Source organism: Pseudomonas sp. A34-9 (genome assembly GCF_029543085.1).
Taxonomy (GTDB): domain Bacteria; phylum Pseudomonadota; class Gammaproteobacteria; order Pseudomonadales; family Pseudomonadaceae; genus Aquipseudomonas.
In genome coordinates, this window is sequence record NZ_CP119967.1 from 389,768 (window position 1) to 408,103 (window position 18,336).

Here is an 18,336-nt window from a genome sequence, read left to right on the forward strand (position 1 = left end):
GCCATGGATTCCGGTAGCCCGACATGATCAAACGCCTGCTTCTTGTTCTCGCCAGTGCCTCTGTGTTGCTGCTCAACACTGCCCGGGCCGAAACCGGTCCTGATACCGATCTGGTGCTGCTCACCGAAAACTTCCCGCCGTACAACATGGCGAAGAATGGCAAAAACTTCGCCCAAGGCGAGAACATCAACGGTATCGCCACTGACATCGTCCGTGAAATGTTCCAGCGTGCTGGCATCACTTACAGCCTGACTCTGCGTTTCCCTTGGGAGCGGGTGTACAAACTGGCGCTGGAAAATCCCGGTTACGGCGCGTTCGTGATGGCGCGTTTGCCGGATCGCGAAAAGCTCTTCAAGTGGGTCGGCCCGATCGGCCCTGACGACTGGATCCTGTTGGCCAAGGCTGACAGCAAGATCACCCTCGAAACCCTTGAGGACGCGCGCAAGTACAAGATCGGTGCGTACAAGGGCGATGCGATTGCCGAGACACTGGCCAAGCAGGGCCTGAAGCCAGTGGTCGTGCTGCGTGATCAGGACAACGCGAAGAAACTGGTCAGCGGTCAGATCGACCTGTGGGCAACTGGTGACCCTGCCGGCCGTTATCTGGCACGGCAGGATGGTGTTACCGGCCTCAAGACTGTGCTGCGCTTCAACAGCGCAGAACTGTATCTGGCCCTGAACAAGGACGTCTCCGACGAAGTCGTCGCCAGGCTTCAGGCCGCGCTCGATCAACTGCGCAAAGAAGGTGTGGTTGACGACATCATGGCGCGGTATCTGTAGCGCTTGGTGGTTCTGTCTGTACCTGTGCCGTATTGGCTGTCGTGATATCTATCGGGCTTTGCGCTGGTGGGGCTGTCTCCTCTGTGGGGAGGATTGCCGCACTGGGCGTCGGTGCCGTGTATTCACTGAAGTGCAGGGTGTTGGCATCCGTGTAACTGACGCTGTCGGTTACGGGCGAGCCGTCAGCGCGTAGCAGGGCGAATTCACTCTGCATCAGATACACCGCCATCCAGCTTTCTGCCGCGGTCACGGCTGCGATTTCAATGGGCGCCGTATTTAGCCACTCGTTGGAGTGGACGTCGCTTTGTGTGAAATCACTATTCAAACGCGCCGAAAACAGGAAAGGGCGGGCTACGTTGCTTTGCCATTGAGCACCGAACTCGACCGACGTAAGCGCGGTGAACGAGCGCAGGCGTTCTGGGGTTTGCGCCCGGGGCGCGGTCCAGCGAAATGTCTTCTTGTCGGCACTGCTGTTATGACAATGGCCGACAAGTTGGTAGTAGTCCGTTCGTTGCAGACGATAGAAAGGTGAATTGCGCGGTTGTTCTCGCGGGGACAGGCTTGGGTCTTTCACCGCGAACCAAGGCAACTGGACGGTCTGAGTGACTCTCTCGCACATTTGCTCAAACGGTGGAGTGACCCCGTCTAACACTGGCGCGGAGGGACGAGACTTGCCTTCGAGCGGTATCTGGGTACGCAGGGAATAGACGAGAAAATCGCTGGGCCTGGAGTAGCCTCCAATACCCACAAAAGTGCCGGGAGCCAGATTGATTTCATCCGACTGCGCCGAGGGCGGAACGGCGCTCCAGGTGCTGACGCTTTGTCGCGCGCCGCTGCCCCTGTCGCTCCACACCGGAACACTGAGGCCAGAGGCGATGACAAGATCGGCGCGGACACAGCGAACAGCGTTGGATGAGGGCTTTTCATGGCCGTTGGAGCAGACCGATCCCAATGCCACGTAGCCTTCAGGAGGAATGGGACGCCAGATCGCTCCATCTTTCTTCGATCTCGATCCGGAATCCTTCCAGATCAACTCGTAGTCGTCTGGGCGACGCAATGCTTTGCCTTTGGCGGGATCGGCACTGGGACCTTCAGCCTCGCAAACCACGGCCACTACATGGCGGCCGGTGATTTCGTCGTAGTCATCATTGACCACATCGCCCAATGGAAAATAACCCGGCAGCACGTCGGCTGTGGGAGTGGGGCGCCAGAAGGCAGCCGGTTTTGCGCGCGAACCGAGGGTATCCCAGATGCGCAGAAACTCCGTCGTGAAGTTGATCAGCAGGTTGTCGCGCCGGATGGGCGCCAATTGCCCGATTGGCAGTGTTGTGTCTTCATGAGTAGTCATTGTGTTTCCTGATAGTTGAAAGCGGCTCGGTGAGTCGCGACCTGTTGCAGGTCTCACTATCCGGATAGGACTCAGGCGTCTGGCGGTAACTATGTATTTACAGTCGTAGCAGGGTGTTACCGGTAAACGCCGTCCTTGCCATGGCCAGCCATGGCGCGATTGCTGCGCACGCTGATCATTTGCTTGATATCGATCCAGTCGATGCCTTGGGCCTTGAGTTTGGGCAATTCGCGCTCCAGCACCGCCAGCGTCTGCGGGTAGGGGTGGCCGATCATCACCGCCGAACCTTGCTTGCGGGCCAGGCTGATCGCGGTCTGCAACTGAGTGAAGATGGCTGCCTCGGTACGCTCGTCATCGAGAAATACATCCCGCGACACACTGGCCAGATCGATCTTCTGCGCCTGCTGCGCGGCGACGGTTTGCGCGCTGGTGCGGCTGTCGACGAAGAACTTGTGCCGGCGTTGCAGCTCAGCCATCAACCACGCCATCGCCAGCGGTTGCGCGGTCATGCGGCTGCCCATGTGGTTGTTGATGCCGGCGGTATAAGGCACCTTTTGGAACGCCGCGTTCAGGCGTTTTTCCAGCTCTTCGATGGGCAGTTCGGGGTGCCAGGCGTAAGGCCCTGTGGCCGGGTCCATCGGCATGTGCAGAATGACGATTTTGCCGGCGCGATGGGCTTCGCGGGCAAACTCGGTGGCGTGCGGGGTATCCGGCATGATTGCTGTGGTCACCGGGCCAGGCAGGGCCAGCACGCGGCGATCCCGGGGCAGGTTTTGCCCCAGGTCGTCGATGATCAGTGTCAGGTAGGCTTTGTGCGGCGTTGAGCTGGCAGGCTCTGCATGAGCAGCACCCGCCAGACAGCACAACAGAACGAAGACGAAACGCAGCGACATCCTCAACGGCCGGACGTGATGCTCAGCCCTTTGAGCAGGCTCAGGGCCTGGGCCAGTTGGTAATCGTCATCCTGCGGCATCGCTTTGGCCTTCGCGCCGGAACCGGTCGGTTTGTCGGCGCCGCCGTTGCCATTGCCCAGGTGACCTTGCAGGTCGGCTTCCTTGAAGTAGTCGCCATCGGCCTCGTTGGTGATCTTGGCCTTGCGCACTTCGATGTCCGGAACAATGCCTTGCGCCTGAATCGAACGGCCATTCGGCGTGAAGTACAGTGCCGTGGTGATTTTCAGCGCGCGGTCGTTGTTCAGCGGCAGCACGGTTTGTACCGAGCCTTTGCCGAAACTGGTGGTGCCCATGACCACGGCGCGTTTCTGATCCTGCAGGGCGCCGGCGACGATTTCCGACGCCGAGGCGCTGCCACCGTTGATCAGCACGACCATCGGCACCGCTTCGCTTTCGTCTTTGCCGGTGGCCGAGAAGCGCAGTTCGGAGTTGGCGATCCGGCCTTTGGTGTAGACGATCAGGCCTTTGGTGATGAAGTGGTCGACCACTTCCACCGCCGCCTGCAATACGCCGCCCGGGTTGTTGCGCAGGTCGAGAATGATGCCGTTGAGTTTCTTGCCGTTGTCCTTGCGCAGCTTGGCCAGGGCCTTGGAGACCTCTTCGCCGGTCTTGACCTGGAACTGGGTGATGCGGATATACGCATAGCCGGTTTCCAGCAATTGCGCCTTGACGCTTTTCACCTGAATCACCGCGCGGGCGAGGGTCACGTCGAACGGCGTGCCACCATCGCGTACCAGCGTCAGCGTGATTTTCTGGCCGATCTTGCCGCGCATTTTGTCGACAGCTTCGGTCATGGTCTGGCCGCGCGTTGGCTGGCCGTTGATCTTGACGATGAAGTCGCCGGCCTGGATGCCGGCCTTCGACGCCGGAGTGTCGTCGATTGGCGAGACGACTTTGATGAAACCGTCTTCGGCGCCGACTTCGATGCCCAGACCGCCGAATTCACCGCTGGTGCTTTCCTGCAGCTCGGTGAAATCTTCCGGGCCGAGGTAGGCCGAGTGCGGATCAAGGTTGCTGAGCATGCCCTTGATTGCGTTTTCGAGCAGGGTCTTGTCGTCCACCGGCTCGACGTAAGCGGCTTTGATCCGGTCCATGACCTCGGCAAAGGTGCGCAACTCTTCCAGCGGCAGTGGCGCCTTGGAGGTCGCGGCAGTGCCTGCCGGAGCGACGGCCGGGGCCGGTTGAGCGGCGAACGCCAAAGGCGCGCCGATCACCAGGGCGATCGTCAGGGCCAGCGAGGTAAGGCGGGACAAATGCAGCATGTCGAACGAACTCCTTAATAAGGCGGGGCGCTTATCCTTGCGCACGGCACCATTGTGCTGGATCACTCGGGTGACCCTGCTGACGAATTGCGAAATACAGCGCTGGTGTGTCCTGGCCGCCACTGTTACCGACAGTGGAGATGGACTCACCGGCTTTAACCACGTCACCGGCCGACTTGAGCAGTGTCTGGTTGTGACCGTAAAGACTCAGAAAACCGTTGCCGTGATCGAGGATCACCAGCAGCCCGGCGCCGCGCAGCCAGTCGGCGAACACCACGCGACCACCGTGTACGGCATGCACCTGGCTACCGGCGGAGGCGCTGATCATCACACCGTCCCACTTGGTGCGGGCGTCGTCGCCACGGGTTTCGCCGAAGCGTGCCAATAGTCGACCATCAACCGGCCAAGGAAGTTTTCCCCGGGTTGCAGCAAAAGGACCACCAAAGGTCTCACCGCTGCTGGAGACCAGCGCGCCGGGAGTGGATCTGGCGGGTTTTCGTGGGGCGTCGCTGTTTTCAGCCTGCGCCTCACGCAAGCGCTTTTTTTCCGCTTCCTGCTGGGCGATCAGCGCTTTCTGCCGCGCTTCTTCTGCCTCACGGGCCTGGCGGGCCAGGGTTTCTTCAATGGTTTTAAGGACTTTAGACAGGTCTGCCTGATCCTGCTCACGCGCGGCGAGTTTCTGATCGCGGGCCTTCACGTCGTCGTTGAGCTTGGCGAGGACTTGCTGGCGTTCCTTGCGAACATTTTCCAGTTCGTCGCGCTGGGTATCGAGGCTGCTTTTCTGTACCAGCAATTGGGCCTGCTGGGCGGCAATGTCCTTTTCGACATTGGCCAGCTGGCGCAGGGTTTCGTTGAAGTTTTTCAGCTGTTCCAGGCGGGCCTGGCTCAGGTAATCGTAATAGGTGAGGGTGCGGGCGAATTTCTCGGGATTCTGCTGGTTGAGCAGCAGCTTGAGGTATTCCTGTCGACCGTTCTGATAGGCCGCACGGGCCTGAATGGCGATCAGTCGCTGCTGTTCAGTGCGCGCGCTCTGAAGTTTTTTTTTCTCTGCATCGAGTCGCTGTAGCTCGGATTCGCTTTTCTGCAGTTCTTTCTGCAGCGCGTCGACCTGCTTCTGCAGCTTGCCCAGCTCGGTTTCAGTGCCCTTGAGCTCTTTCTGTACGCCGGACTTTTCTTCCTGGACTTTGCTCAGCAGCTTCTTCAGCTCGGCAATGTCCTGACGCGTGGCGTCCAACTGCTGTTGGGTTTGCGCGCGCTCGTCAGCGAAGGCCGGTTGGAGCAGGCAGGTCAGAGCGAGGGCGATCAGGACGCGGAGCATAGAGGCGGGCGGCACCAGGGTAAGGGACGGCCTAGTATGCCCGCCCGAGGCTGCAAAAAAAACGCCCAATTGGGGCTGTGTGATAACTGGCCTGAAAAACACCGCAAACCATTGTAGGAGTGAGCCTGCTCGCGATGGCTTACTGACATTCAACAGGGTAGTTGACTGTCAGATGGCTATCGCGAGCAGGCTTACTTCTACAGGGTATTGCGGTGTTCTGGCGATTCGGGTCAGACCAGAATCGAAGTACCGGTCATTTCCGCCGGTTTTTCCAGACCCAGCAGCTTCAACATGGTCGGCGCCACATCCGCCAGCACCCCGCCTTCACGCACTTTCAGGTCACGCTTGCCGACATAAATGAACGGCACCGGTTCAGTGGTGTGCGCGGTATGTGCCTGGCCAGTGGATTCATCGGCCATTTGCTCGACGTTGCCGTGGTCAGCGGTGATCAGCGCTTCGCCACCAACCTTCTCCAGTGCATCGACAATGCGACCGACGCAGGTATCGAGGCATTCCACTGCCTTCACGGCCGCGTCGAACACGCCGCTGTGGCCGACCATGTCGCCGTTGGCGTAGTTGACCACGATCACGTCGTAACGCTGGTTCTCGATAGCCTCGACGATGCGATCGGTCACCTCTGGCGCGCTCATTTCCGGCTGCAAGTCGTAAGTGGCGACTTTCGGCGACGGGATCAGGATGCGCTCTTCGCCCGGGAACGGTTCTTCACGACCGCCGGAGAAGAAAAAGGTCACGTGCGCGTATTTCTCGGTTTCAGCGATGCGCAGCTGGGTTTTGCCGTTCTTCGCCAGGTAATCGCCGAGGACGTTTTCCAGGCTGCCCGGAGCGAACGCCGATGGCGCAGGAATACTGGCGGCGTATTGGGTCAACATGACAAAACCGGCCAGTTGCGGCTGGCGTGCGCGCTCGAAGTCCTTGAAGTCGTCCTCGACGAACACGCGAGTCAGCTCGCGGGCGCGGTCGGCGCGGAAGTTCATGAACACCACCGCATCACCGTCTTCGACTTTCACCGGCTCACCGATGGACGTGGCTTTGACGAATTCGTCGCTCTCGCCACGGGCATAAGCGGCTTCAAGGCCTTCCTGCGCCGTTGCGGCGTTAAATTCGCTGCTGCCATCGACGATCAGGTTGTACGCCTGAGCCACGCGGTCCCAGCGGTTGTCACGGTCCATGGCGAAGTAGCGGCCGATGATGCTGGCGATGCGGCCCTTGCCGAGTGCCTGGAACGTCGCGTCGAGCAGTTCGATCGACGATGCCGCGCTTTTTGGCGGGGTGTCGCGGCCGTCAAGGAAAGCGTGCAGGTAGATTTTTTCGGCGCCGCGCTTGAAGGCCAGTTCGGCCATGGCGATCAGGTGATCCTGGTGGCTATGCACGCCGCCATCGGAGAGCAGACCCATGAAGTGCACGGCTTTGCCAGCGGCCACGGCTTTATCCACAGCGGCGCAGATGGTCGGGTTCTCGAAGAACTCGCCGTCGCGGATCGATTTGGTCACACGCGTGAAGTCCTGATACACCACGCGGCCGGCGCCAAGGTTCATGTGGCCGACTTCGGAGTTGCCCATCTGGCCGTCCGGCAGGCCGACATCCATGCCACTGCCAGAGATCAAGCCGTTGGGCACGGTGGCCCACAGGCGATCAAGGACAGGCTTCTTCGCCGCAAAAACGGCATTGGATTCAGGGCTGTCGCTGTGACCGAAGCCGTCGAGAATCATCAGGACCAAAGGTTTAGGCGTAGTCGTCATGGAATCCACTCGTGGCTAATAAAGAAGAGGGCGATGGAAAAGGGAGTTGGAGTTTAAAGCTAAGTTCCGACCGCGTCACCGCCGGACGGGGTTTGGCCGACCATAGTGGCTGTGTATACTGGCCGACATTTTAACGCCCTGGAACCTCCTTCGATGGTTGCTCACCTGATTGAATTTGCCACTAACCACTACATTCTTGTCGGTATCTTCGTCGTACTGCTGGCTCTGCTGCTGGCGCACACGATGCAGGGCGGCGGTAAAAGCCTGAGCACCGGCGAGCTGACCGCGCTGGTCAATAAAGATGCAGGCGTGGTGGTGGACATCCGTCCGGCCAAGGATTTCGCAGCCGGCCACATCGTTGGCGCGATCAACATTCCCCAGGACAAACTGGCTGCGCGTATCGCCGAGCTGGAAAAACACAAGGCCAAGACCATCATTCTGGTCGACGCCCTGGGCCAGACCGCCGGTACCCACGCCCGCGAACTGATGAAATCCGGCTTCACCGCCGCCAAGCTGTCCGGCGGGATTTCCAGCTGGAAAGGCGACAACCTGCCGCTGGTGAAGTGATATGAGCGAAGTCATCGTCTACTCCAGCGATTACTGCCCTTACTGCTCGCGCGCCAAGTACCTGCTCGAGAACAAAGGCGTGGCCTTCAAAGAGATCAAGGTCGATGGCAAGCCGCAGGTGCGCGCCGAAATGGCCCAGAAAGCGGGGCGCACGTCCGTGCCGCAGATCTGGATAGGCAGCAAGCACATCGGCGGTTGTGACGATTTGTATGCCCTGGAGCGCGCCGGCAAGCTCGACGCGCTGCTCAAGGCCTGAACGGCTGCACCCACGTACAGCACTCCCTAAAGAACCAAGATCAGAAAGGATCTGAGATGACTGACCAACAGAACACTGCAGCCAGCGAAGAAGAAACCGCACCGCAATTCTCCTTGCAGCGCATCTACGTACGCGACCTGTCCTTCGAAGCCCCGAAAAGCCCGGCGATCTTCCGCCAGCAGTGGGATCCGGCGGTCGCTCTGGACCTGAACACTCGTCAGAAAGCGCTGGAAGGTGATTTCTACGAAGTCGTGCTGACCCTGTCCGTCACCGTGAAAAACGGTGAAGAAGTCGCCTTCATCGCTGAAGTGCAACAGGCCGGTATCTTCCTGATCAAAAACCTGGATGCGGCTTCGATGAGCCACACCCTGGGTGCGTTCTGCCCGAACATCCTGTTCCCGTACGCGCGCGAAACCCTTGACAGCCTGGTGACCCGTGGTTCGTTCCCGGCACTGATGCTGGCTCCGGTGAACTTCGACGCCCTGTACGCGCAAGAGCTGCAGCGCATGCAGGAAAGCGGCGAGACGCCAACCGTTCAGTAAACGGTCTGAGCTACAACGAAAAAAGCGCCGTAAAGGCGCTTTTTTCTTGGCTGATCGTTCCCACGCTCTGCGTGGGAATGCAGCCCGTGACGCTCCGCGTCGCTGGACGCGGAGCGTCCCCAGAGGCATTCCCACACGGAGCGTGGGAACGATCAGGTGCGTAGTTATTTAAAGTCGTTCTGTCGCCAGGCTTCGTACACGGCGACCGCGACGGTGTTGGACAGGTTCAGGCTGCGGCAGCCTTCACGCATTGGCAGGCGCAGGCGTTGTTCCGGCGGCAGGGCGTCGAGCACCTCTGCCGGCAGGCCACGGCTTTCCGGGCCGAAAATGAACGCGTCACCGGGCACGAACGCGGCATCATGAAACGGCCGCGAGCCTTTGGTGGTGAACGCGAACAAGCGTGGGTTGCCCAGGCTTTCCAGGCAACTGGCGAGGTCCGCGTGTCGCTGTAGCGTGGCATATTCGTGGTAGTCGAGACCGGCGCGGCGCAGGCGCTTGTCGTCCATCTCGAAGCCCAGCGGTTCGATCAAATGCAGGTGGCAGCCGCTGTTGGCGCACAGCCTGATAACGTTGCCGGTATTCGGCGGAATTTCTGGTTGAAAAAGGATGACGTGAAACATGCACGGCTCCGAAGGTAAAGATGAGCGGCATTCTACGCCGCCTGTGGACAACCGTTCGAAACTATTCCCGCGGGTGATCGGTTCGCTGGCGATTGTCGGCGTGATGGTTGGCTTGATGATCGGCCGCCTGACCACGCCGGATCCGAGTGTGCTGCAGCAAGTCGAATTGACTGACGGCGGTCTGGTGGTCTGGTTCAACAACGAACCAAAGCTGCACGGCGAGGTGGTCGACGGTGCGGTGGCGCTGTTGTTTCAGGCTGAGGGCAAGTCACAGAAAGGCCAGCTCAAGCTCAACGGCAAGGACGTGAACTGGCGCACGCGAGTGAGCGATGGTGGTTTGTTGCTGACGGTATTGGCAGCGCGGCCCTTGCAGGGTGACTGGGCCGGCAGCGAGGTCGATGACCGCTGGCGGCTGGAGATCCGCTTGCAGATGAACTGATTGGAAGCTCTTTTTTCCACTACGCCGTCCCACATTTTTTGGCGTTGTTTCCTACTGCAACGGTCCGCCTTTCCGCTGTTCCCCCCCTCCTCAGCACGCTAAATTCCGTCCCTCAAAGTCGGCAGGATGCCGACGCCTGTCGTCCCCCGCGCAACTGCCTTGGGGCGACTTTCTCAAGGATGGAAAAACATGCCAGTAAAACCACCTACCGGTGGCAGTTCCCGTGTGAAAGTGGACGCTTCCACCAGTCCGACCCGACCGGCAGACGTGGACATTTCGCTTCCCGGTTCATCGGGCCGCAGAGGTGCCGGTTCAAGTATTTTTTCCGATAATCTGCAGTCGCGAGCCGGGGTTTCCGGTACTACAGACATTGATGCTGTTCATCCTGCTCCAGCTCCGGCCCTCGTCGTTCGAGCGATTTCCGTCGAAATCCAGCCTTTCGTACCCACGCAATCGCTGAACGACTATATAACTTCCCCCCAAAGGTTACTTCCTGCCGTCAACAGTGAAGGTTTGCGGATGATCAACGGGCGTCCATACGCTGATCTTTCGGAAGGCGGAGCTGAGCTTGTGCTTGTTGCAAGGGATCCAACGGGATTATATCGGGCGCGACGGCCAAGCCTGTTGGAGGCTGAAGGCCCGGTGCTGCTGCGCAATCCCGACAGCGGCCTTTGGTACGAGCGCGAGATCGTTGAGCCAACCACCAGAGCGCAGGTCAAAAAGTACCTTCCGCAAGCGACCGATGAGGACGCAGATGCGTTTATCACCCGGTTCGATGACAAGGATGTGGCAGATATGGAGCTCAAGCAGATTCAGCTTGGACTTCCTCAACTGGACTCCGCTCGCTTCAGCACTCCGTACCATCAAAACATCTCACATGACGGTCAGAGAGAAAGCGCGTTTGCCACATGGCGCACGCTAAGCCAATTTTATCAGTGGCACAGCCAACCTGATCAGCGGGTCTATAACAATGGGCGACTAGTGGGTTTCAAGCTGGATATCAATCTCACGCAGTGGCCAGTTGATAGGTTGCTGACTTTAAAATTCAAGTCAGTCGTTTCTCTTACTCTGAGAGGTAATGCACCGCTGAACCCAGAGGTGTTTTTTGCGCAATTTCCCGACATTGAAAGTCTGACGGTAACAAGCCAGGTCGTCACCAGAAGATCCACCGGGGCCTTTCAATATGAGCGGGTTTACTCAAGATTCGATATGGGTTCGCGCTTTGTCGAGCAATTAGCCAAGCTCCCCCGTTTACGCGAACTGAACCTGCAGGATTGTGACTTACATGATGATTTTTCGCTGAGGGACATGACCGGACTGCAGGTGTTGAGGCTTGGTAAAGTATACGCGGCAAGGCTGAATATTTATCCCGACGAGTTGCGCGCTCGGTTGTCTCTTCAACACCAGAGCGTTGAGTGGCTAACTTATCCTGACATCTCCGGGATGACCGAGTTGCGCGTGTTGGACCTGACAGGAGCCGGATTACACCGAATCCCTTTCGGGCTTAATGCCGGCAACGGGCCGTCGAGGCTGGAGGTATTGAGACTTGGCGACAACGCGCTTTCTGTTGGATCTTCACTTAAAGCAATGACTGCGTTGCAGGAGCTGGATCTTTCCAACACGGGGTTAGAAAGATTTCCGGAGGGCATCACCAATGAGATTCCCGGGAAAGTGTTGAATCTGGCGAACAATCGAATTACCTCGATCCCGGAATCCATCGAACTTAGAACGGGCTTCAATCTCAGCGGCAATCCCATCACCGACCCGGCTTCCCTGCGGCGTCTGATACATGCGCGCGTGTGGACAGGCAACGACATTTGGCTGGGAGCAGAAAGTACTGACCACTCGGTAGACCTGTGGCTGCGAAATCTGCCGTCAAATGTGTCGGCAAAGGAAGTCACTACGAGAAGGGAGCTGTGGGATGGCTTAAGCGTTGCTGACAACGACATATTGGACGGGATGCGGAAACTGACGCGTACGCCCGAATTTCATGTCGAGTATCCACTTGTGCAGGGGCGTGTCTGGCGGTTTCTCAGTCAATACGGCGAGGCAGACAGTCATGAGCGGAGTCGGCTGAGAGCGATTGTCAGAGATGAGCCGAGTCCCGGAAAAATGCTCGACAGGCTGGAAGCACTTATACAGGGGCAGGACCTGGGGCAGCAAAACCAGCCTCCGCATCATTTGCCCAAGCGACCGCGGCTGGAATAACGCTGAAATGGCGGGGATGTAAAAGCGGGAATCCCTGACCTGCCTGTATCAGGGTTCCCAAAACGGGGTGGACTTCGCGTGACGCGTCGGTCCGGTGTAAAGAGGGAACCCCCGGCCTGCCTGTACCAAGGATCCCAAAAGGGTGGGCGCATCGCGTTGTGCTGTGCGCCCGGTGTAAAGAGGGGAATCCCCGGCCTGCCTGTACCAAGGTCCCCGAAACGGGTGGTGAGTCGCATCACCTGTAAAGGTTATTGCAGGGGGCGTGCCAGGTTTTCATTTGTTGAAACAAAAAAGCTGATCAGAAACACGAAAGCCCCGGAATTCGGGGCTTTCGTGTTTTTGTATCGTCGGTTTTTCAGCGTTTTCAGAGGGGAGAGAGGCGATATGGCTGTGCGCGATCACGGGTCATTGTGCATTGATGCGGTGCACGCTGGCCCCTCACCCTAACCCTCTCCCATAGGGAGAGGGGACTGACCGAGTTGCCCGGTCAAATGACATCGACCTGAAATATCCCGCCGAACTCAGGTCTTGAAAATCACACAAATCGGCTCCCTTTCCCACTCTCCCCTTGGGGGAGAGGGCTGGGGTGAGGGGGATGGATCCTGAGTACACAACAACCCTAAAGCGAACAAACCGTTAACCCTCATCCCCCTCATCATCATCCCCACCATCGACCTTCATCCCCAATTCCTTGATCTTGCGCGTCAGGGTATTACGCCCCCAACCCAGCAAAACCGCCGCATCACGCCGACGTCCGGCCGTGTGCTTCAGCGCCGTCTCGATCATGATCCGCTCGAATGCCGGCACCGCACTGTCGAGCAGGCTCGACTGGCCACGCGCCAACGCCTGATCCGCCCACTGACGCAGCGCTTGTTCCCAGTTGGTCACCGGCGCCGAGTCTTGCGGCAGGTTCAGCAGTTCTGGCGGCAGGTCGCTGATGTGCACTTCGCGCCCGGACGCCATGACCGTGATCCAGCGGCACGTATTCTCCAACTGACGCACGTTGCCGCCCCACGGCAGGTTCTTCAGGTATTCCTCGGTCTCGCTCTTCAGCAGTTTCGGCTCGACCGCCAGCTCCTGCGCGGCGCGGCTGAGGAAGTGCTTGGCCAGGGTCGGGATGTCTTCGCGACGATCCGACAGGCGCGGAATATGGATGCGGATCACGTTGAGGCGATGGAACAAGTCCTCACGGAATTTGCCGGCGTGCACCAGGGTTTCCAGATTCTGGTGCGTCGCCGCGATGATGCGCACATCGACTTTGACCGGCACATGCCCGCCGACGCGATAGAACTCGCCATCGGCCAGAACCCGCAACAAACGGGTTTGCGTGTCCGCCGGCATGTCACCGATTTCATCGAGGAACAGTGTGCCGCCATCAGCCTGCTCAAAGCGGCCGCGACGCAGATTGGCGGCGCCGGTGAAGGCGCCTTTCTCATGGCCGAACAGCTCGGACTCCATCAGATCCTTGGGGATCGCCGCCATGTTCAGCGCAATGAACGGCGAAGCCGCGCGCGGGCTGTGGCGGTGCAGGGCGTGGGCGACCAGTTCTTTACCGGTGCCGGATTCGCCGTTGATCAGCACGGTAATGTTGGAGTGGCTCAAGCGGCCGATGGCGCGAAACACTTCCTGCATCGCCGGCGCTTCGCCGATGATTTCCGGGGTGCGGGTCAACGCCGGAACGACCTCCAGGCCTTGCTGTTCTTGCGCGTGTTGATTGGCGCGCTTGACCAGCGACACGGCTTCATCAACGTCGAACGGCTTCGGCAAATACTCGAACGCGCCGCCCTGATACGAGGCGACAGCGCTGTCCAGATCGGAGTGAGCGGTCATGATAATGACCGGCAACCGTGGGTGCTGCTCGCGAATCCGTGCCAACAAATCCAGACCGCTGGCACCGGGCATGCGAATGTCGGAAATGATCACGTCCGGCTGCTGACGGGCCAGGCGACTCATCACACCATCGGCGCTGTCGAAACTCTGGGTGGTCATGCCTTCCTGCTGCAAGGCTTTTTCCAGAACCCAACGGATAGAACGGTCGTCATCGACGATCCACACGGTTTCACTACGGCTCATGTCGATGTGGCTCCTTGTTCCAGTGGCAGAAAGATCGAAAAGGTGGTGTGGCCTGGATGGCTGTCACACTCGATCAGGCCCTGGTGCTGGCTGATGATGTTCTGGGTGATGGCCAGGCCGAGTCCAGTACCGTCCGGACGACCGCTGACCATGGGAAAGAAAATGGTTTCCTGCAGTTCCGCAGGGATGCCCGGGCCGTTGTCGATGATCTCGATCTTGGTCACCAGACGATGGCGGATGTGGCCGATGGTGAACTGGCGCATGGCGCGGGTGCGCAGGCTGATGCGGCCCAGGCGCAGCTCGTTCTGGCTGCTGATTGCCTGCATCGCGTTGCGCACGATGTTCAACACCGCCTGAATCATTTGCTCGCGGTCGATCAACACATCGGGAATGCTCGGGTCGTAATCGCGCACCAAGGTGATGCAGCCCTGGCTTTCTGCTTCGACCAGTTGGCAGACGCGCTCGAGCACTTCGTGGACGTTGCACATCGCCAGCGACGGCAGCTTGTTCGAGCCGAGCATGCGGTCGACCAGATTGCGCAGGCGATCGGCCTCTTCAATGATCACGTTGGTGTAATCGCGCAGGCTGTCTTCCGGCAGTTCGCGGGCCAGCAATTGCGCTGCGCCCCGGATGCCGCCGAGCGGATTCTTGATCTCGTGGGCGAGACCGCGCACCAGCATCTTGCTGGTTTCCTGCTTGGACAGTTGAGCTTCTTCCTTGGTGATCCGCAGCAAGCGGTCACGTGGATGAACCTCGAGCAGGAGCATGGTCGCGCCGTTGCTGAGAATCGGCGTCACCGCGTAATCCACGGTCAACGTCTGGCCGGTGAGGGCGGTGAGCATTGCTTCGCGTTTGGTAAACGGATGCGCCTGTTCCACCGCCTGGCGCAGGGAATTCAGCGCCTCGGTGGATTCGGTGAACAGCTCGCTGATGAACTGCCCATGGCTGCGCTGCCCGCTGATGGCGAGCAGCATCTCCGCCGCCGGGTTCATGTACTCAAGGCGCAATTCGGCATCAAGCAGGATGGTGGCGGTGGTCAGGTTGTCGAGCAGCAAACGATGAATTGCGTCACTTATAGTCATCAGAGCCTCTTTTGGGGGCGGAGCGTGCGCAAGAAGCAGGCGTCGTTAAACGGAAAATGCAAAAACCAAACCAAGGCTCCGAAAAGAAGCGTTCATCCCCTGAAACGGGCGTTTGACGCCCGGTTGCGCAGCAGACTGCCAGAGCTTGCGGGTACTTTCGAACCAAAATGGGTTGGAATATGAGTACGGTGCAGTCTGTTGCACCAATATAGTGCGCAAAGCTGAACGGCGTTAGAAGAAACGCAAGAAGGGGTTTTTCGGCTCAGGTGGTTTGTCTTTCAGAGGGCATTCCGGACGGACGCCGTAATCGTCCTTGGTGCAGGGTTTGACCTGGCGCTTTTGCGCGAGGGAGATACGCAGCATGTGGAACGGCTGATTGGCAGTGCGTTCGACAGTTCGTCCTTCGGCATCGAGGATTTCCACGGACAGGTTGTGGCTGCCACGGTCGATGTTGCTCAGTGGGAAGACCGGTGTCAGGCCGGGTTCTCCTGTGGCCTGACCATCGAGCAACAGCCGATAGCGATGACCCTGTTGCAGGCCCGGTTCGCTGGTGACGCTGACGATGATTTCGCCGGCGCTGCTGCGAATCGTCGCATCGGGTTCAGGCACCAGAATGCGCAGCATGTCGTAGTGGAACAGCGGCTGCTCCGGGGATTTTTTTGCCGTGCTGACCGGAGCTGCGACGGTGGGGTTGGCGGACATGCGATTGCTGGTGGCAATCGGCACCCGCTTGGCATTGCTGCGCGGTTGGTCGGTGTAGACGCGGTTGCCTTGGGCATCGATGTACGTGAAAACCTCGGCAGAGGCTTGCAGCGTTGTCAGTGCCAACGCAGCGATCAGCCACGTGCGGATCATGGCTTGTGCACTCGTTGCACGGTGAACGCCACGGGCGGGCTCTGCTGGATGATGGTCTGGCCGTCGATCACCTGGACGGCGAGACGATGTTCGCCGCGATCAATATTCACCAACTGCAGGATCGGCACGTTGCTCGGTTGGCCGTAGGGTTCGTCATCCAGGACCAGCCTCAATTGATGCGGCGGCTGCAAGCGCGGCTTGATCAGCACATTGACGGTGAAGGTGCCGTTGTTGGCGCGCAGGGCTTCTTCGGTGGGCAGGCCGGCGAGTTCCAGAATGTCATAGGCGTTGCGCGCAGGCTCACGGTTGTCGGCTTCAGGTGTTGGCGGTGCGCTGGGTGTTTGCGGCTCGACCCTGTTAAGCGGCGGCAACTCCAGCGGCTGCGCCTGCACGCCATCGGGCGAATGATCGCTGTAGACCGTATTGCCGTTGCCATCGGTGTACTTGTAGATCTGCGCGGCGGCGGGCAGGGCGATCAACAACAGGATGTAGAGAAGGGTGCGACTCATGAAAATCGACCGGGATTGAAAGCGATGGGGTGCAGCATAGGCCAGACGCGGCGGTTGGCCCAACCCGGTAAACATCTGGTAACGCCATCACCCTAACCCTCTCCCAGAGGGAGAGGGGATTGACCGGGTTGCTCTGACAAATTTTATCGACCTGAAATTGCCATGTGAACTCAGGTTCTGAAAAGCATGGAGATCAGTCCCCTCTCCCTCTGGGAGAGGGCTAGGGTGAGGGGCTTTTGATCTGCAATAAAAAAGGCCTCCCGAAGGAGGCCTCTTTCACTCACGCCGCATAGCGCAGCGCTACCGGATCAGCAGCTGTAGTACAGCTCATATTCCAGTGGGTGTACGAAGGTGCGAACCTTGATTTCTTCTTCCGATTTCAGCGCGATGTAAGCGTCGATGAAGTCGTCGGAGAATACGCCGCCCTTGGTCAGGAACGCGCGGCCCTTGTCCAGCTCTTCCAGGGCTTCTTTCAGGCTGCCGCAAACTTGCGGGATCTCTTTCGCCTCTTCAGGCGGCAGGTCATACAGGTTTTTGTCAGCCGCGTCGCCTGGGTGGATCTTGTTCTGGATACCGTCCAGGCCGGCCATCAGCAGTGCTGCGAAGGCCAGGTACGGGTTGGCAGCCGGATCCGGGAAGCGTGCTTCGATACGGCGGGCTTTCGGGCTCGACACGTAAGGAATACGGATCGAAGCGGAACGGTTGCGAGCCGAGTAGGCCAGCATCACCGGCGCTTCGAAGCCTGGTACCAGACGCTTGTAGGAGTTGGTCGCCGGGTTGGTGAAGCCGTTCAGGGCCTTACCGTGTTTGATGATGCCGCCGATAAAGTACAGAGCGGTATCGGACAGGCCGGCATAGCCTTCACCTGCGAAGGTGTTCTTGCCGTCTTTCCAGATCGACATGTGTACGTGCATGCCCGAACCGTTGTCGCCGTACAGTGGCTTCGGCATGAAGGTCGCGGTGCGGCCGTAAGCGTCAGCAACGTTGTGGACAACGTACTTCAGGGTTTGGGTTTCGTCGGCTTTCTTCACCAGGGTGTTGAACTTGACGCCGATTTCGTTCTGGCCGGCAGTTGCCACTTCGTGGTGGTGAACTTCGACGGTCAGGCCCATTTCTTCCAGTGCGTTGCACATGGAGGTACGGATTTCGTGGTCGTGGTCGAACGGTGGAACCGGGAAGTAGCCGCCTTTGACGCCTGGACGGTGACCTTTGTTGCCGCCTTCGATGTCCTGGTCGGACATCCACGAACCTTGCTCGGAGTAGATTTTGAACATCGAGCCGGAGATGTCCGACTTGAATTTCACCGAGTCAAAGATGAAGAACTCAGGCTCTGGACCGGCGAACACGGTGTCACCGATACCGGTGGCTTTCAGGTGTTCTTCGGCACGCTTGGCGATCGCACGTGGGTCGCGGTCGTAGCCTTGCATGCTCGAAGGTTCAATGATGTCGCACACCAGGATCAGGGTGGCGTCTTCGGTGAACGGGTCGAGAACGGCAGTTTCGTCAACCGGCATCAGGATCATGTCGGAGGCTTCGATGCCTTTCCAGCCAGCGATGGAGGAACCGTCGAACATTTTGCCGACTTCGAAGAAGTCTTCATCCAGCGCATCGCGAGCCGGCATGGTCACGTGGTGCTGAGTGCCTTTGGTGTCCGTGAAGCGCAGATCAATCCACTTGACGTCATGATCTTTGATGAGTTGAACCGTCTTCGACATATGTCCTCCGGGTGGCTTCGGGCTTAGTAATGGATGCCCTTAGAATTTGG

17 protein-coding genes are annotated in these 18,336 nt (G+C 59.0%); 6 read left to right on the top strand and 11 right to left on the bottom strand.

The features are described from left to right. Window positions 1-23 precede the first annotated feature (23 nt). A complete protein-coding gene (locus tag P3G59_RS01730; RefSeq protein WP_277760210.1) occupies window positions 24-779 on the top strand; it encodes an ABC transporter substrate-binding protein in 756 nt (251 codons plus the stop codon). Here the strand turns inward: P3G59_RS01730 and P3G59_RS01735 are convergent. From P3G59_RS01735 to gpmI, 5 genes are all read right to left on the bottom strand, one after another. Next, entirely contained in the window at window positions 760-2,127 is a 1,368-nt protein-coding gene (locus tag P3G59_RS01735) for a Vps62-related protein (RefSeq protein WP_277760211.1), read from the bottom strand. The two genes, P3G59_RS01730 and P3G59_RS01735, sit on opposite strands and share 20 nt — an antisense overlap. A gap of 116 nt (window positions 2,128-2,243) precedes the next feature. After that, window positions 2,244-3,020 carry a divergent polysaccharide deacetylase family protein gene (locus P3G59_RS01740; RefSeq protein WP_277760212.1) on the bottom strand — a complete coding sequence of 259 codons (777 nt, stop codon included), beginning with the start codon at window positions 3,018-3,020 and terminating at the stop codon, window positions 2,244-2,246. Between the two features lie 2 nt (window positions 3,021-3,022). Then, window positions 3,023-4,342 (bottom strand): S41 family peptidase, encoded by a 1,320-nt coding sequence (locus P3G59_RS01745; RefSeq protein WP_277760213.1) that lies wholly within the window; start codon window positions 4,340-4,342, stop codon window positions 3,023-3,025. A gap of 31 nt (window positions 4,343-4,373) precedes the next feature. Next, on the bottom strand, window positions 4,374-5,660 hold the full coding sequence (locus tag P3G59_RS01750) for a murein hydrolase activator EnvC (protein ID WP_277760214.1): 1,287 nt from the start codon (window positions 5,658-5,660) through the stop codon (window positions 4,374-4,376). A gap of 230 nt (window positions 5,661-5,890) precedes the next feature. Continuing rightward, complete coding sequence (gpmI, locus tag P3G59_RS01755; RefSeq protein WP_277760215.1) at window positions 5,891-7,420, bottom strand: 2,3-bisphosphoglycerate-independent phosphoglycerate mutase; 1,530 nt, start codon at window positions 7,418-7,420, stop codon at window positions 5,891-5,893. Between the two features lie 153 nt (window positions 7,421-7,573). On the opposite strand from gpmI, the gene P3G59_RS01760 reads away from it, so the two are divergent. From P3G59_RS01760 to secB, 3 genes are read left to right on the top strand one after another with little or no spacing between them, the layout of a single operon-like run. Next, window positions 7,574-7,987 carry a rhodanese-like domain-containing protein gene (locus tag P3G59_RS01760; RefSeq protein ID WP_038359969.1) on the top strand — a complete coding sequence of 138 codons (414 nt, stop codon included), beginning with the start codon at window positions 7,574-7,576 and terminating at the stop codon, window positions 7,985-7,987. Between the two features lies 1 nt (window position 7,988). After that, window positions 7,989-8,243 carry a glutaredoxin 3 gene (gene grxC, locus P3G59_RS01765; RefSeq protein WP_008080561.1) on the top strand — a complete coding sequence of 85 codons (255 nt, stop codon included), beginning with the start codon at window positions 7,989-7,991 and terminating at the stop codon, window positions 8,241-8,243. Between the two features lie 56 nt (window positions 8,244-8,299). Continuing rightward, on the top strand, window positions 8,300-8,785 hold the full coding sequence (secB, locus tag P3G59_RS01770) for a protein-export chaperone SecB (protein ID WP_007909233.1): 486 nt from the start codon (window positions 8,300-8,302) through the stop codon (window positions 8,783-8,785). Between the two features lie 164 nt (window positions 8,786-8,949). On the opposite strand, the gene P3G59_RS01775 is transcribed toward secB, so the two are convergent. Then, window positions 8,950-9,405: a tRNA (cytidine(34)-2'-O)-methyltransferase gene (locus P3G59_RS01775; RefSeq protein ID WP_277760216.1), complete on the bottom strand. Its 456-nt coding sequence runs from the start codon at window positions 9,403-9,405 to the stop codon at window positions 8,950-8,952. On the opposite strand from P3G59_RS01775, the gene P3G59_RS01780 reads away from it, so the two are divergent. Both P3G59_RS01780 and P3G59_RS01785 read left to right on the top strand, forming a co-directional pair. Continuing rightward, window positions 9,404-9,844, top strand: coding sequence for a hypothetical protein (locus P3G59_RS01780; RefSeq protein ID WP_277760217.1), 441 nt, complete (start codon window positions 9,404-9,406; stop codon window positions 9,842-9,844). The genes P3G59_RS01775 and P3G59_RS01780 overlap by 2 nt on opposite strands. A 189-nt stretch (window positions 9,845-10,033) precedes the next feature. Continuing rightward, complete coding sequence (locus P3G59_RS01785) at window positions 10,034-12,052, top strand: leucine-rich repeat domain-containing protein (protein ID WP_277760218.1); 2,019 nt, start codon at window positions 10,034-10,036, stop codon at window positions 12,050-12,052. Between the two features lie 636 nt (window positions 12,053-12,688). Here the strand turns inward: P3G59_RS01785 and ntrC are convergent. From ntrC to glnA, 5 genes are all read right to left on the bottom strand, one after another. Then, window positions 12,689-14,125 carry a nitrogen regulation protein NR(I) gene (gene ntrC, locus P3G59_RS01790; RefSeq protein ID WP_007909238.1) on the bottom strand — a complete coding sequence of 479 codons (1,437 nt, stop codon included), beginning with the start codon at window positions 14,123-14,125 and terminating at the stop codon, window positions 12,689-12,691. Then, window positions 14,122-15,207 carry a nitrogen regulation protein NR(II) gene (glnL, locus tag P3G59_RS01795; protein ID WP_064117045.1) on the bottom strand — a complete coding sequence of 362 codons (1,086 nt, stop codon included), beginning with the start codon at window positions 15,205-15,207 and terminating at the stop codon, window positions 14,122-14,124. The genes ntrC and glnL overlap by 4 nt, the downstream gene beginning before the upstream one ends. A 231-nt stretch (window positions 15,208-15,438) precedes the next feature. Next, complete coding sequence (locus P3G59_RS01800) at window positions 15,439-16,062, bottom strand: DUF4124 domain-containing protein (protein WP_277760219.1); 624 nt, start codon at window positions 16,060-16,062, stop codon at window positions 15,439-15,441. Then, a complete protein-coding gene (locus tag P3G59_RS01805) occupies window positions 16,059-16,571 on the bottom strand; it encodes a DUF4124 domain-containing protein (protein ID WP_277760220.1) in 513 nt (170 codons plus the stop codon). The genes P3G59_RS01800 and P3G59_RS01805 overlap by 4 nt, the downstream gene beginning before the upstream one ends. Window positions 16,572-16,879: 308 nt before the next feature. Further along, the gene (gene glnA / locus P3G59_RS01810) at window positions 16,880-18,286 is read right to left on the bottom strand and encodes a type I glutamate--ammonia ligase (protein WP_007909254.1); all 1,407 of its coding nucleotides are present in this window, start codon (window positions 18,284-18,286) and stop codon (window positions 16,880-16,882) included. Between the last annotated feature and the right edge of the window lie 50 nt (window positions 18,287-18,336).

What these genes read in the sequence shown, in the direction of transcription:
- P3G59_RS01730 (WP_277760210.1), top strand. Translation starts at nt 24, where the DNA reads ATGATCAAACGCCTGCTTCTTGTTCTCGCCAGTGCCTCTGTGTTGCTG.
- P3G59_RS01735 (WP_277760211.1), bottom strand. Translation starts at nt 2,127, where the DNA reads ATGACTACTCATGAAGACACAACACTGCCAATCGGGCAATTGGCGCCC.
- P3G59_RS01740 (WP_277760212.1), bottom strand. Translation starts at nt 3,020, where the DNA reads ATGTCGCTGCGTTTCGTCTTCGTTCTGTTGTGCTGTCTGGCGGGTGCT.
- P3G59_RS01745 (WP_277760213.1), bottom strand. Translation starts at nt 4,342, where the DNA reads ATGCTGCATTTGTCCCGCCTTACCTCGCTGGCCCTGACGATCGCCCTG.
- P3G59_RS01750 (WP_277760214.1), bottom strand. Translation starts at nt 5,660, where the DNA reads ATGCTCCGCGTCCTGATCGCCCTCGCTCTGACCTGCCTGCTCCAACCG.
- gpmI (WP_277760215.1), bottom strand. Translation starts at nt 7,420, where the DNA reads ATGACGACTACGCCTAAACCTTTGGTCCTGATGATTCTCGACGGCTTC.
- P3G59_RS01760 (WP_038359969.1), top strand. Translation starts at nt 7,574, where the DNA reads ATGGTTGCTCACCTGATTGAATTTGCCACTAACCACTACATTCTTGTC.
- grxC (WP_008080561.1), top strand. Translation starts at nt 7,989, where the DNA reads ATGAGCGAAGTCATCGTCTACTCCAGCGATTACTGCCCTTACTGCTCG.
- secB (WP_007909233.1), top strand. Translation starts at nt 8,300, where the DNA reads ATGACTGACCAACAGAACACTGCAGCCAGCGAAGAAGAAACCGCACCG.
- P3G59_RS01780 (WP_277760217.1), top strand. Translation starts at nt 9,404, where the DNA reads ATGCACGGCTCCGAAGGTAAAGATGAGCGGCATTCTACGCCGCCTGTG.
- P3G59_RS01775 (WP_277760216.1), bottom strand. Translation starts at nt 9,405, where the DNA reads ATGTTTCACGTCATCCTTTTTCAACCAGAAATTCCGCCGAATACCGGC.
- P3G59_RS01785 (WP_277760218.1), top strand. Translation starts at nt 10,034, where the DNA reads ATGCCAGTAAAACCACCTACCGGTGGCAGTTCCCGTGTGAAAGTGGAC.
- ntrC (WP_007909238.1), bottom strand. Translation starts at nt 14,125, where the DNA reads ATGAGCCGTAGTGAAACCGTGTGGATCGTCGATGACGACCGTTCTATC.
- glnL (WP_064117045.1), bottom strand. Translation starts at nt 15,207, where the DNA reads ATGACTATAAGTGACGCAATTCATCGTTTGCTGCTCGACAACCTGACC.
- P3G59_RS01800 (WP_277760219.1), bottom strand. Translation starts at nt 16,062, where the DNA reads ATGATCCGCACGTGGCTGATCGCTGCGTTGGCACTGACAACGCTGCAA.
- P3G59_RS01805 (WP_277760220.1), bottom strand. Translation starts at nt 16,571, where the DNA reads ATGAGTCGCACCCTTCTCTACATCCTGTTGTTGATCGCCCTGCCCGCC.
- glnA (WP_007909254.1), bottom strand. Translation starts at nt 18,286, where the DNA reads ATGTCGAAGACGGTTCAACTCATCAAAGATCATGACGTCAAGTGGATT.